Raw genomic sequence first — 14,659 nt, 5'->3', positions numbered from 1 at the left:
GTATATTTAACGAAATATATATTTAGTTATTTTTACGGAAAGTGCAAATTATATTCTGTTGCAGAAATTACAGAATGACACTCAAAGTAAATATTCCCGACTACATTAACACCTAATAATGAACGCACGACTTCAAACGCACACAATAGTATCATTAATCAACAGGGATTTCAATGATAAATTCGGCGCCACCTCCTAGTGTAGAATTAACCTTAATATTGCCACCGTGTTTCTCTATAATAATTTGCCGCACGATTGCTAGTCCTAGTCCTGTACCTTTACCAACTGCTTTGGTTGTAAATAAGTTGTCGAAGATACGCTCTTTGACTTCTTGGCTCATTCCTTTACCATTATCTTTGATATATATAATTACTTTTTGTGCGTCTGTGCTTAAGCTGGTTCTGACTGTTATACAATTGGGACTAAGTTGAATTTCCTCAAAGTTACGTTCGGTGTTTGATTCTTCGAGTGCATCAATCGCATTGGCAAATAAGTTCATCAGTACTTGATTGATTTGTCCAGGGAAGCAACTAATTTGAGGTAATTTTGCATAATTTTTGACTATTTCGATTTGGGGACGATGTTCGTTTGCTTTGAGACGGTGTGAAAGTATCATGATGGTGCTGTTAATACCGTCATGAATATCAAAAGGAATTTTTGCTTCTGTATCTGCGCGTGAGAACGTCCGCAAGCTATTTGATATGCTACGAATACGTTGTACACCTTCTTTCATTGAAGAAAGTAACTTTGGCAAGTCTTGACGCACGTAGTTTAAATCTATTGTCTCTATTTCTTCGCTAATTTCGGCGCCTGGGTCAGGAAATTTTTCTTGGTATAAATCTAGTATTTTAAATATATCATTAACAAAGTTAAGTGCCGGTTGGATATTACCAGCTATGAAACCAACGGGGTTGTTTATTTCGTGTGCTACACCTGCAACTAAGTTACCCAGTGCTGACATTTTCTCGCTTTGGACGAGTTGAGTTTGAGCTTCTTGTAGTGAGTCGAGTGTTCGCTGTAACTCTGCTCCTTGAATTTTCTGCTCAGTAAGGTTTTGCTCTAATTTCTGCGCGTAGTTTTGTGACGTTTGATAAAGAGTTGCGTTTAAGAGCGAAATTGCTGCTTGTACACAAAGTAAGTTTAATATTTCTACCCTGTCTGTTGTAAATGCTTCTCTAACTGAATTATTTTCTAGATACAATACGCCAACTAAACGACTTTTACTTATAATTGGTGTACATAAAACACTTTGCGGATGGAATTGTTGAAAGTAAGCATCTTCTGTAAACTCGCTACTGGCGCCAACGTTATTAATTATTACTGCTTTTTTCCCATAACGCGCGTAGTTGATGAGATTCTCAGGAAACTGCACATCCATTTCGCCATGACTATGAGCAGCAACTCCAAGGATATTGTTCTTTAGTAGTAACAATACACCTTTGTCCGCGCCTGCATTCTCTAACACAACTGACATCAAAGCTGATACTAATTTATCAAGTTGAATTTCACTCGATAAACTTTGAGACGCTTTGAGTACAGCTTTAAAGTCTAAATATTCGGTAGCTGTTGTACTATGACTGCTAATAGTCGCAAATTTATTGGTTTTGATTGGAGATATTATAGATTGTAATGGAGTTAGTAACTGAGGATAGTTTTGTTTTAAGTGCGTGAGCTTGGTTTTTGCTCCCCAATGCTGATATGCTTCATATGCTTTCACCATATAGGTTTGTGCAATGATTTTTTTACCCCATTCCAGGTAAAATTTTGCCGCAAGTTCCCAGCATAGTGCTTCTTCGTTAATATATCCGTTCTCTTGGGCAAGAGCAATAGCTTTATCATAATACTCTATTGCTTCGACTTTATTGTTTAACACCCGATGTTGCTCTGCTTCCACTAAATACCATTTATGTAAATGGTTCATTGGAGCGTGGTTTGCCCAGTTCTTGATTTTATCTTGGTTTTGTTTAACTTGGGTTAAAATAATTTCCTGTTCAGGCGCCGTTTGTGTTGAGTAAATTCCAAGTTGACATAAAGAGGCATAAAACGGTATCAACGCTGAGTAATAAGTTCCAGCAATGGCGCCTGCATACTTTTGGGCTAAAATAGAATTTTCAAGTGCTTGTTGATTATCACCAAATAGTACACATAACATTAGCTTGTGTAAGTACAATGTACCAATTGAATAACTATCACCTGCTGACCTATGGACTGGTAGCATTTCTAACTCGTTATATACTTCACCGTTTAATAATACTAGATTTGTATTATTTGTAGTGAGATTTAAAGCTACTTGGTAGAAAATACAGTGAAATTTACGCGCGCTTTCCTGCTTAATTTGTAGCATTGCTTGCTTATACAAGTCCATTTCGTCTACTAACCGGGCTAAATTTTTACCCGACCAATAAGACAAATTACAGTAATTAAAAGCACAATAGGCGCCGAATTCTAAATCCCCAGTTTCTAAACCACTGTGATAACCTTCAAGCAGTGGCTGAATATTTGTTTGTAGATGAGTTTTCCAAGGCAGAACGAACGGATATACTAAGTTAATAACTTTGGCTTTGAATTCACTTGCTTGGGGTAAAAGTTTGAGTGCAGCATTTCCAGAGCGATAACCAGCTTCGATATCATTGCCAAAAGCACACAATATTAACCCATACGTTGCGTATGCATATGCTGAACTGGGAGCATTACCATGTTGTATTGATATACTAACTTGCTTGAAAATAATTAACGAATAAAGTAGAGACGAGCTAATGTAAGCAGCAGAAACAACGCTTGATAAAATTCTCATTGCTGCTAACATATCTTCTGACTGCATTGGCGCCAATTCAGACAAATCATTGTTAGACTCATCTATATATGTAGCAACTTCTGCCATTGCTTGCTCAAAGTCTTCTGATGTCGGTTGTTGTGGAAAATTAATTCCAAAATGTTGTAAAATAGCTAGCGCCGTTGAGATTGCATCTACAAATCGATTTTGGGAAATTAAGAATTGAATTTTGATTTCATGTACTTTAATTTGATGCAATAATACACGTGCGTTATCAATAACTTGATTGATAAAGTACTCCATCTGCTGTAAGTCACCACACAAGTAAGCAATTTCGGCGCCAAGTTCATGCAAAGCTAATGTTATGTCATAATGTCGCTGCCAACTGTCTTCTCCCAAAAGCTTAATTCCAAGGTTTCCATATTCTCTAGCTGCACTATACGCAGTGGCACTCCTCGCTTTACGACAAGCAACAAGGTTTAGCTGTGCGAGTTCATCACGTTCAACTTGGTGTGTAATTAACTCAACTCCATAATTTAGCTGGTTTACTATATTAAAAATTCGCTCTTCCCTAGAGAAAGGTGCAACACTTTTTAATAATAGGCGCCCAATTTTTAAATGTGTACTCTTTTTGTCGGCTTCTAAAATCAGTGTGTATGCTGCTTGCTGTACGCGGTCGTGCAAAAATTGGAATGTAAATGCTAATTGTTCATTGTCATCTATAAGCATACCACTAGCTTTTGACTGGTAGTATTTATAAGCTTGACTAGTTGTCAATATCAACCCTTCCTGAATTGCTTCCCATAGTGCAGTCGCAGTCTCATTCTGACCGGATACCGTAGATAATATGTTTAAATCAACTAAATCAAATTGATTACCAATACAAGCTGCTAGTTTTAATATATCTTGAGTTGCAGTTGGTAAAGAAAGTAACTTTAATACCATAAACTCAACGACATTATTACTTAAAGGCAAGTTGTGAGCAGCGTCAAGTTCCCACTGCCATATACTTTTTTCGTAATCAAAGTAAATAACTCGCTCTTGATACAATGCATTTAATAATTCACGGATAAAAAACGAGTTACCTTGAGTCTTACTATATATATACTGCGTTAACGAATAAGTTTCATCTACACTACTATTTACAGTATCAGCCACGAGTTGATTTACAGCATCGAAACTCAAAGCGTTTAAAGTAATCGTTTCTATCGTTCCACCCGCATTATAAATATCATCGATTGTTAACATTAATCGATGCGTACTGCTGACTTCATTATCGCGATAGGCGCCGATAATTAATAAATACTCAACAGCTTCGACTACTAACAGATGAATTAATTGTAATGAAGCAGCATCAGCCCATTGTAAATCATCTAGGAATATTACAAGCGGGTGTTCAGGACTGCAAAAAACGCGAATAAACTTTAAAAATACTAAATTAAAGCGATTTTGCGCTGCTGTTACATCTAACTCTGTAGATGGTGGTTGTTTACCAATGAGTAATTCGATATCAGGAATAACATCAATAATGACCTGTCCATTATCACCAACAGCATCCAATATAAGATTTTTCCATTTTATAATCTGAGATTCGCTTAAAGCTAATAACTGTTCGATTAAATCACGAAATGCTTGCACAAACCCGAATAATGGCACATTGCGCGCGAACTGGTCGTATTTACCTTTGATAAAATAACCGTGATGCTGGGTAATTGGCTTTTGAACCTCTTTGACTAAAGCAGTTTTACCTGTTCCTGAAAACCCGTGTAATAAAGCTACCCCCTTCTGAGGTCGGTTCATACGCGCGAATGTTTGTAGCAAAGTATTAACTTCTGCTTCTCGACCATATAATTTATCGGGAATTAAGAAACGGTCGGAGATATCTTTTGTTCCGAGAGAAAATAGAGTATTGCTGGCGCCTACGCTACCTTGGTATAAATTTAAACAAAGCAGTAGGTCATACTTCAAACCCAGCGCGCTTTGATAACGCTCTTCGGGGTTTTTTGCCATTAACTTAGAAACCATCACCGCTAAAGCTTTGGGAATATTTTTGTTAATAGCGTCAACAGGGACGGGTTGCTTGGTAATATGACAATGCGCCAACTCGCTTGGTTCATTACTAGTAAAAGGTAGTTGCCCAGTTAGTAACTCATAGAAAGTTACACCTAAACTGTAAAAATCGCTGCGATAATCGATACCTCGGTTGATACGTCCGGTTTGTTCAGGTGAAATGTATGCTAACGTCCCTTCTAATATATTGCGTTGCAGTTGTTGAGTTTCGCGTAGAAGTAAAGATGAAATACTAAAGTCGGTAATTTTGACTTGCTGGGTGTCTAGATTAATTAAGATGTTGGCAGGTTTGATATCTTTGTGAATAACACGGTTACGGTGTAGCAGGTCAAGAACGGTTGTAACTTGAATGGCAATAGACAGGAAGTGAGGTATTGATAACTGGGTGGATGCTAACCAATCTTTCAAAGATATTCCACCATACTCCATTATTAACGCATAACCGTTGCCATATGTCTCTAAACTGTAGGGTTGAACGATACCGGGAATATCAAGGTTAGCAGCAATGGTATACTGGTTGCGAAAGTAAACTATCTCATCGAAGCTGGGGTCTGGGTTTCGCATTAACTTGATGGCAACAGGCGCCTGGTTACAATCGCGTACAGCTTTATATACAATTGTTCTAGTACCAACATAGATTATTTCTGTAATGCTGTACCCAAGAATCTTAATTGCTGCTGTAACCATTACCACTACCCGTCTTAGATTAAGCTACCTTTACAAAGTTATTATTCCCACTTTAAAAAGATTTATATCAGGTTTATGAAAAATTGGGTTTTAGAATAATTAAGTATTGAATTTCATAAAAATCATCTGTACTTAAAGATTTAGTATAGGCTAGTGCAAACAATACATATTTATTAGATACTCGATTAATACAAGTTTTGGATTTCTCAAATCAAATGAGAACAGACACAATCTTCTACCAATTGTTTCAAACAGTGCCAAGCGTTTTATTTGAACTGATTGGCGAATCAGAATCAAATGTTAACGGTTATGAGTTTACATCAAAAGAAGTTAAAGAGTTAGCGTTTCGCTTCGATGGCATATATTTACCACCACGCAAGGATTTGAAAAAACCCATATATTTTGTTGAAGTTCAATTTCGTAAAAAAAGGGCTTTTTACTGGGACTTGTTTGGAGAAATATCTTTATATCTGAAGCAGTATAAACCTAAACATAACTGGCGTGCTGTAGCAATTTTTGCACGTGAGAGTCTAGATACTGGTAAATTAGCTCAGTATGAGGAATATTTTGAGAGTGGGCGCCTGATAAGGATATATCTGGACAAGTTACCAGAGAAATCCTCATCATCGCTTGGGCTAGGAATGGTAAAATTAGTCGTAGAAGCTGAAGCAAAGGTTGGTGAGAAAGCCAGAGAGTTGATGGAACTAACCAGAACGCAAGTTGCTGATGCAGACGCGCAAGAGAAAATTTTGGAATTAATCGATAAGATATTGGTATATAAGTTTCCGAAGTTAAGTAGACAGGAGTTAGAAGTTATGTTTGGGTTAGATGATTTGAAGCAAACACGGTACTTTCAGGATGTAATGGAAGAAGGTGGTTTGAAAACCGCACGTAAAAATATATCATCAGTTTTAAAGACACGGTTTAATAATGTACCTTCAGATATTGGGGAAACATTGAATAATATTAAAGATTTATCTTTTCTGGAAAGTCTGATTATACAAGCTGTGACTGTTAACAATATAAATGAGTTTCAGCAGTCACTAAAAGAAGTAACAGGTAATAACTAGTTCATGTAGGTTGGGTTACGCAAAGCCTTCACCCAACCTATAGTTTTTAAATACTGCTATACAAGTTTCCGCACGTTAAATATACAGGAGTTAGAGCTTATGTTTAGGCTAGATGATTTGAAAAAAACACGCTACTTTCAGGATGTAGGTGCCTGTTCCACAAGACTGCTCCTGAAAGATTTGTGATTTTAGTGTAGGAAGCCTGCTATTGAACCGACTATTAGTAGGACTCCCATTGCTAGACGATACCAAACGAAAATCCATGTGTTGTGTTTTTCTAAGTAGCGTAGTAGTCCGTATATTGCTAGGAATGCGGAAATGCTAGCAGAAGTAAGACCTATACCCAGAACCATCCAACCGTGTGCATCTAAACCTGCTTTGAATAATGTATGTAATTCTACTGCTCCTGCTAGTAATACTGCTGGTAAACCTAGTAGGAAGGAGAATTTTGCTGCTGTTTCTCGTTCCATTTCTAGAAAAATGCCTGTTGTTAATGTGGAACCTGAACGGGATACTCCAGGTATTAACGCAAATGCTTGTGCAACTCCTACTAGTAAACCATCGCGCGTGTTTAGCTGGTTAAAAGTGCGTTTGTGATGAGTACGTTTTTCTGCGTAAGCTAGTAATAGTGACATTACAATAGATGCGGCGCCTATTACTATTAAACTTCTAAATGGAGAATTTGGTACGTTTAATGACTTTTTGAATAAGGCGCCGAGAATAATTAAAGGTATTGTACCTACTAATATACCAAGTGTAAGTCGAAAGGCACCACTATCAAAATTTCTAGATTCAATTGCCCGAAATGTACCTCCAGCTAATTGTTTAATATCTTTCCAAAAATAAGCGATAACAGCAGCTAACGAAGCAAGTTGCATGGCAGCAGAAAACGCTGAACCTGGGTCTGTCCATCCTAGTAATGCTGGCACTATCCTTAAATGAGCAGTACTGCTAATTGGTAATAATTCAGTAATCCCTTGCACAATTCCTAAAATTATAACCTTAAACCACCCTAATTCTACAAACCCTAAATCTACATCACTATTAGCAGAAGCTGTAGCGATAAATGTATCAATGAAGTTGTTAATCATACAAGTTGTATAAGTCATAAAAATTACTAACTTTATGGATAATCTTACCACCCAATGAATATTTATTTACCAAAATCTTGACCGATTATAACTGTAACGTCAGAATATATATCCCCAATTGAATCAATTTCTACTTCTCCAATTCCCAAAGTATCTCTAACAGCGTTTGCTGCTTCTACATTACCTTTCTGAGCTATAATCTTTGTTTTGGGAAGAGGAAAATTCTCTGCGTCCACTTCATGATTTGAAACATAAGCGCGCGGGAAACCGTGTTCAGTTAGAAATGTTGCAGCTTTTCTAGAAAGTTTAGATTCTTCAGTTCCATTCGATATCGCTAACTTGATTTTGCTTTTTTGAGTGTCGGTAATTTGAGTATCGCTATTAGCTACTTGGTCACTCTTAACATCAAAATAGTTTGCTAGTATAGGCGGTATCCCTTCACGGTTCGCTATCCAATAGCTGAGTTTATATTCACTGCGCTCACTAAAACGACCAGGTAACATTACTAAACTAATGCTTTTACGGTCGCTGTGACTGAGAAACTCGAATATACCTAAGATTTCGCCAATTGAAAAGTCAGTGTCTACATTATTTTTGATGACACCAAGTAATTGCGGTATTTTCGCCACTGTCTCAGGTTTTAAAAGAGTTTGCAACAGTGCTTTTAAAGCTTCCTGCTGTCGTTGAACTCTACCAATATCACCTAGTTCATCGTGACGAAAGCGGACGTATTCTTGAAAGTGCTGACCGTTAAGCTTTTGTTTACCTGCTTGAAAGTCTATATATAATTTCTGGGTTTTATCTACATAATGCATTGGTTTAGCAATGTTAACTTCCACGTCTCCCAAAACATTGATTAATTCTATAAAACCCTCGGTGTCAACCCTGACATAATGGTCAATTGGTATATTAGACAACAAACTACTAACTGCTTTTGCCGCTGCTTCGGCGCCACCTATCACATTAGCATCATTAATTTTGTCTATTCCCTTTCCCGGTAATTCCACAAGTGTATCCCTAGGAATTGACAAAACATTAATTTTATGGGTGTCAGGCATCAAACGTACTAGTAACATTGTGTCACTGTTACCTGCTAATGCTTGAGTATGTGTCGGGTCTTGGGAGTGGGGATGACCGGAGTTATCTATACCTAGAAATAGAATGTTTACAGGACGAGTTAACGTATCGGGAATTAAGGAGTCATTGCTACGCGCGTTAGGTAGATGAGCAGAAATACTTTTTCTAAACGGAGTGCCAGCAAGTATAGATGCTGATATCAAGCTAAATAGAAAACAGCCAGTCACAATACTAACTGCTAAGAACCAAGAGAACTTACCTTTATTTTTCTCAATATTCTCATCTTGCTTACTCTCATCATTATTTACATTTCTTTGCTCTTTTCCTGTTCCCATATTTCATCCTCACACTACATTATGTAGACTCACTCAAGGTCATCAAATACTGGTGTTAAGTTAGTAAAAACTTGTTGTATACGAGAAAACATCTAAGAGTTTATCTATACAAAGCTTCACCAAGAATTTGACTACCTAGATTGTGGATTATTTTTGCAAAAATAACTATAAATTATTCGCAAGTTTTTTTAATCTTGTGAATGGTATAAAAAAAACTTATTCAGTTTCGGTATTGTAATGAAAATTATAATTTGTTAATATTTTTGACTACGTGACCAATGACAGTAGGGTTATGGGTTCAACTACCCCACCCTACGGAGGGTGGGGATTGTAGGGGGTAAGCCTTACGACTTTAAGTGTTGAATAGCCCATTGAGACGCGGTTCTGCAAAAACTACCGGATTCTTCCCTAGTCCGGATTAAATTTCAGCCATCTTATCAATGGTGTTGGGTAGAGCCAAGACATCATAATCGCGTTGGGCAAAGGGACTATTAACTTTACTCGGAGGATTATCTCTCTATGCGAGTACCTGTATTATCGCCTGATGGCAAAGCATTAATGCCGACAAAACCAAGTCGGGCACGTCGATGGTTAAAACAAGGTAAAGCTAAAGTGGTGTATAACGACCTTAGCATTTTTCAAATTCAATTAATTGAACATCCTAAAACTACCAACGCACAACCAATTGCTGTTGGTGTTGACCCAGGCAAACATTACACAGTGCGATTCGTTCCCGTACAAAGTGCGGCTGCATAAGTCGTAATGTATACGGGGTAAGGCTCTCAGCCTCTCGTAATGGTTGAAACAAACCTTAACAACTTGCCAATCATGTAGGTGTAAAACCTACCCCGCAGGTGTAGGCGGTGACAGCACTTCCCTTACGGTAGAGAGTGGTCTTCAATCCGTAAAGCAGGGATGAAAGACGGTATCTGGTAGCCTAATCTGGAAACCCGGCAAGCAAAGAGCCTATGAGTAGCGTAAGCAAAGGTGACACCAACCATCGTAGTTGAGCACTAGTGAAATCAGGCTGATACACTAGAACCAAAAGGTGAAGGATATGGGGCTGGCTGCTTGTGTACAGACCAGTTTACACCCCCGATAAACCCGGTGGACTGCACCACTCTAAAGGCTCAAAGAATGATTAGCAGGAACGAAGTAACCCTCGATAAAGCTCTCGGCTGCCAATAAGTCGAGAAATCAACCAAGATGCAAACTCTGGAAAAAACCAGGCTTATCGAAGGAAAGATTGAGTCTCAAGCGAATGCCTTGCTGTAATGGCAAGGATATGCAGACAGACTCACGATTAAGTGAAAGGAAAGGTTGTAAGTAGCGATGAATACAGCAAAAGCCCACTCAAATGTGAGGATTGCATGGGAAAACGACATACCCTACCCAGTTAGTATGCTGCCAACTTGTTGGCAAGATATCAATTGGAAAAAAGTAGAACGTCGTATTTTTAAGTTGCAAAAACGAATTTTCCAAGCCTCTGCTCGTGGAGATGTCAAAACAGTTCGCGGACTCCAAAAACTGATGCTGAAATCCTGGTCAGCTAAGTGTTTAGCGGTACGAAAGGTTACACAAGACAACACAGGCAAAAAGACGGCAGGTGTGGATGGAGTTAAATCTTTGTCCCCAACAGCACGTATGCGTCTGGTAGGGCAACTCGAAACCACAGGCAAAGCTAAACCAACTAGAAGAGTTTGGATAGATAAGCCAGGGAAAGAAGAAAAACGCCCCCTATCAATACCTACAATGCACGACCGCGCACTACAATCACTAACCAAATTAGTATTAGAACCTGAATGGGAAGCTCGATTTGAGCCAAACTCCTTCGGTTTTAGACCAGGGCGCTCGACCCATGACGCAATTGAAGCAATTTTCATATCCATCAATCAAAAGGCAAAATATGTCTTAGATGCCGATATATCGAAGTGCTTCGATAAAATTAACCACAAACAACTGTTAGAAAAACTAAATACCTTCCCCACCTTACGGAGACAAATCCGAGCTTGGTTAAAAGCTGGTGTGATGGATGGAAAACAGTTGTTCCCAACATCCGAGGGCACGCCACAAGGTGGAGTATGTTCGCCACTTTTAGCTAATATTGCCCTCCACGGTTTAGAAGAAAGAATCAAACAGTTTGCTGATACACTTCCGACCAGAAATGGATTTGGAAAAAGGGACAATCGTAAAGCCCTAAATTTCATTAGGTACGCCGATGATTTTGTTCTTCTACATGAAGACATAACCGTAATCACTAGATGTAAAGAGACAATTATCTCGTGGTTAAGTGACATGGGACTAGAATTGAAACCAAGTAAAACACGGATTACCCACACTTTAAACGGATATGAAAATGAAGAACCAGGATTTAATTTCCTCGGGTTTCATATCAGACAAATTCCGGTAGGTAAGTACCAATCGGGAAAAAGAGCAAAGGGAGTCGGGTTGCTAGGTTTTAAAACCAGCATCACCCCAAGCAAGGAGAAAATTAAGGAACACTACCAACAAATTGTAGAGATAATAAACGCTCACAAAGCAGCCCCTCAAGCTGCGTTAATTAAACACCTAAATCCTGTGATTAGAGGGTGGGCAAACTATTACTCTAGTGTAGAAATTTCAAAAATACTTGGAAAATTAGATTTCTTAATTTTTCGGAAACTACAAGCTTGGGCACGCTTTCGCCATCCAAATAAATCCAAAACATGGATAAACAAAAAATATTGGCAAAGCATTGATAATGACAACTGGGTTTTCGCAACTTCAGGAGACAATCCTCTAACACTAATAAAATATGCCCACACTAAAATTGAAAGGCATATTAAAGTAAAAGGGGAAGCCTCACCTTTCGATGGAAACCTGGTTTATTGGAGTACAAGAATGGGTAAACACCCTGAAATGCCATCTCGAGTGGCATTCTTGTTAAAACAACAAAAAGGGAAATGCGCCCACTGCGGATTACACTTTAAAGATGGAGACATAATCGAAATAGACCATATCACCCCTAAGTCGAAAGGCGGAAAGGATGAATACAAAAATTGGCAACTTCTCCATCGACATTGCCATGATAGAAAAACCGTCAGCGATGGCAGTTTTGGCGCAAAATCTGGCTGTAATAGTGCCAAGCCTAAACCACCCTTAAATTGAGGATAAAGTTGGTTATGAGGTATGTTTGACAAACATCACTTTTTCGAGGAGCGGAATGAGGGGAAACCCTCACGTTCCGTTCTGGAGAGCAGCGGCTCTCGTGAGGGAGTCGCTGACTTTACTGGTATCGGTGTACAGTCTGCCAAGTTTACTCTGTGGCTTACTCATATACAATTACCATTCCAAACGGTCTTTGATAGAATGAAGCAACGACGCATGATGCGGAGAAATCGCAGAGGTAAGCGTATTAACCGCAAATTACCTTTTAAGAAACGCGCGCATCGAGAAAAACGATTTGATAATCGTAAGAAGCGTAAAATACCGCCAAGTATTCGAGCTAACCGCGAGCTTGAATTGCGCGTAATTAAAGAATTATCATCAATTTACCCAATTACCAATGTTGTTTACGAAGTAGTAAAAGCGTCCGGTGATAAAGGGTTTAGTCCGGTGATGGTTGGTCAAAAATGGCAACTGGAAAACCTAAAAAAATATGGTGAGGTAAAACATCTAGAAGGTTGGGAAACTGCTAACATCAGGCAGCAATTAGGGTTGTACAAACAGAAAGATTCTAAGTGTGATGCAATTCCCGCAACGCACGCAGTAGATGGGGTCGCACTTGCCTGTAGCGTTTTCATCAAGTACGGCATGGTTGACAGTCAATCAATGCGATGGAAGGGTGAAGTAAAAGTTACACCTGCACCATTTACTGTGATTCGTCGTCCACCTGTATCACGGCGCCAACTTCACTTGATGCTGCCTTCAAAAGGTGGAAAACGTCGTAAATATGGCGGAACTACTACTCGTCATGGTTTTAGAAAAGGCGATTATGTCAAAGCGACTCAAGGCAAGAAAACCTTTTTTGGTTGGGTAAGTGGTGATACAAAAACGGCTGTTTCCGTGTCTGACGTTAACTGGGAACGGTTAGGTCAGTGTACCAAAAGCAAAGTCCAATTAGTGAGGCGCAACACAGGATTGATTGTGCTACCAAATCGGAAATTATCAAATTTGATGGCATCGAACCATCAAATTTGATTGCTATCCCTAAGAGACCTACATAGTCGAGGTCGGGGTATCTTTCCTTCGGAACACTGCGTGAACGCAAAAAAAGATGAAAAATATAGTTTTTTGTGACTTTGATGGTACTATAACTGCTCAAGAGACTTTTGTTGCTGTTTTGAAGGAGTTTGCGCCTCAACTGGCGGCTGAGTTAATACCTCAAATGTATGAATTGAAAGTGACGTTACGTGATGGTGTGCGTCGCATACTGGAGTCAATACCATCCGAACGTTTGCCAGAAATTATCGAATTTACTCGGTGCCAACCAATGCGCGCGGGACTTCCGGAATTATTAGATTTTCTTCAAGAACGGGATGTGCCGTTCGTGGTTGTATCAGGTGGGTTACGTTCGATGGTTGAAGTTGTATTAAATTCTTTAGTACAACGCACTCACGCTATTTACGCGATAGATGTAGATACGAGTGGTTCGCATTTTCGTGTTGTATCACCTTATGAAGGTGAAACTGAGTTGGTTGATAAAGTCAAAGTTATGGATTTATACGACGCAACGAATATTAAAATAGCAATTGGTGATTCTGTCACCGATTTAAATATGGCATTGACGGCGCCTACTGTGTTTGCCCGTGACCGTTTAGCAAAATATCTCTCAGAACGAAACAAACCTTATATTGCTTTTGATGATTTTTTTGATATTCGCACTGCTTTAATACAAATGTGGGATGCCTAATAAAATGAAGCAAGAATTACTTGATACAGTTAGTACCAATTATGACCCTCGTCCAGAACTTATTGACGCTGCTACTTATTTCCACGCACAAGGTTGGATGTTAGGTACAGCAGGGAATATTTCGGCAAAAATGCCCGATAACAGTTTTTGGATTACTGCCAGCGGTAAGTCAAAAGGAAAACTAACTAGCGGAGATTTTGTACGTGTTTATCCTGATGGTAGTGTAGAGGTGCCGTTGGAAGCATCAATAAAACCATCAGCAGAAACCTCTATTCACTCGTGCATTTACGAACTATTTCCCGATGCACAAGCTTGTTTTCACGTTCACTCAGTCGATGCGAATTTAGTATCGCACTTTGTTGAGGGTGACAAATTACCGTTACCACCTTTGGAAATGATTAAGGGTTTGGGTATTTGGGAAGAAAACCCTAATTGTATGATGCCTTTGTTTGATAACCATTTAAAGGTTCCAAAAATTGCTGATGATATCAAAACCCGCTTTTTAACACAAAAACCCCAAATACCCGCTTTACTAATTCGTAACCACGGTGTTACAGTCTGGGCAAACTCGCTTGAAACCGCGCGTAATTATATTGAGATTACAGAGTTTGTGTTTCGTTATATGGTCGCGGCAAGAAAAGCTGAAATTTAGCTAGATATTGAAC

Annotated in this window: 9 protein-coding genes; 6 read left to right on the top strand and 3 right to left on the bottom strand. The window is 38.9% G+C overall.

The genetic code is table 11. The features are described 5' to 3' along the window. Nucleotides 1–154: 154 nt before the first annotated feature. A complete protein-coding gene (locus AC2JBO_RS03895; RefSeq protein ID WP_496952312.1) occupies nt 155–5,530 on the bottom strand; it encodes a trifunctional serine/threonine-protein kinase/ATP-binding protein/sensor histidine kinase in 5,376 nt (1,791 codons plus the stop codon). A gap of 215 nt (nt 5,531–5,745) precedes the next feature. On the opposite strand from AC2JBO_RS03895, the gene AC2JBO_RS03890 reads away from it, so the two are divergent. After that, nucleotides 5,746–6,600 carry an Rpn family recombination-promoting nuclease/putative transposase gene (locus tag AC2JBO_RS03890; protein ID WP_496952311.1) on the top strand — a complete coding sequence of 285 codons (855 nt, stop codon included), beginning with the start codon at nt 5,746–5,748 and terminating at the stop codon, nt 6,598–6,600. A gap of 188 nt (nt 6,601–6,788) precedes the next feature. Here the strand turns inward: AC2JBO_RS03890 and AC2JBO_RS03885 are convergent, their stop codons facing one another. Beyond that, complete coding sequence (locus AC2JBO_RS03885) at nt 6,789–7,709, bottom strand: undecaprenyl-diphosphate phosphatase (RefSeq protein ID WP_496952310.1); 921 nt, start codon at nt 7,707–7,709, stop codon at nt 6,789–6,791. 44 nt (nt 7,710–7,753) lie between these two features. Next, nucleotides 7,754–9,103 (bottom strand): LCP family protein, encoded by a 1,350-nt coding sequence (locus AC2JBO_RS03880; RefSeq protein ID WP_496952309.1) that lies wholly within the window; start codon nt 9,101–9,103, stop codon nt 7,754–7,756. 519 nt (nt 9,104–9,622) lie between these two features. Between AC2JBO_RS03880 and AC2JBO_RS03875 the strand changes: the two genes are divergently transcribed. The 5 genes from AC2JBO_RS03875 to mtnB all read left to right on the top strand — a co-directional run bounded on the left by AC2JBO_RS03875 (nt 9,623) and on the right by mtnB (nt 14,646). Beyond that, nucleotides 9,623–9,859 carry an RRXRR domain-containing protein gene (locus tag AC2JBO_RS03875; RefSeq protein WP_496952308.1) on the top strand — a complete coding sequence of 79 codons (237 nt, stop codon included), beginning with the start codon at nt 9,623–9,625 and terminating at the stop codon, nt 9,857–9,859. 576 nt (nt 9,860–10,435) lie between these two features. Continuing rightward, complete coding sequence (gene ltrA / locus AC2JBO_RS03870) at nt 10,436–12,250, top strand: group II intron reverse transcriptase/maturase (protein ID WP_496952307.1); 1,815 nt, start codon at nt 10,436–10,438, stop codon at nt 12,248–12,250. Nucleotides 12,251–12,271: 21 nt separating this feature from the next. Beyond that, a complete protein-coding gene (locus tag AC2JBO_RS03865) occupies nt 12,272–13,282 on the top strand; it encodes an RRXRR domain-containing protein (protein ID WP_496952306.1) in 1,011 nt (336 codons plus the stop codon). Nucleotides 13,283–13,358: 76 nt separating this feature from the next. Further along, on the top strand, nt 13,359–13,994 hold the full coding sequence (locus AC2JBO_RS03860; RefSeq protein WP_496952305.1) for an HAD-IB family phosphatase: 636 nt from the start codon (nt 13,359–13,361) through the stop codon (nt 13,992–13,994). A 4-nt stretch (nt 13,995–13,998) separates the two neighbouring features. After that, complete coding sequence (mtnB, locus tag AC2JBO_RS03855) at nt 13,999–14,646, top strand: methylthioribulose 1-phosphate dehydratase (RefSeq protein ID WP_496952304.1); 648 nt, start codon at nt 13,999–14,001, stop codon at nt 14,644–14,646. Nucleotides 14,647–14,659 lie beyond the last annotated feature (13 nt).

The organism is Calothrix sp. CBUCES-K 9914 (assembly GCF_059640475.1).
This window is presented reverse-complemented; position numbering and strand designations above follow the sequence as displayed.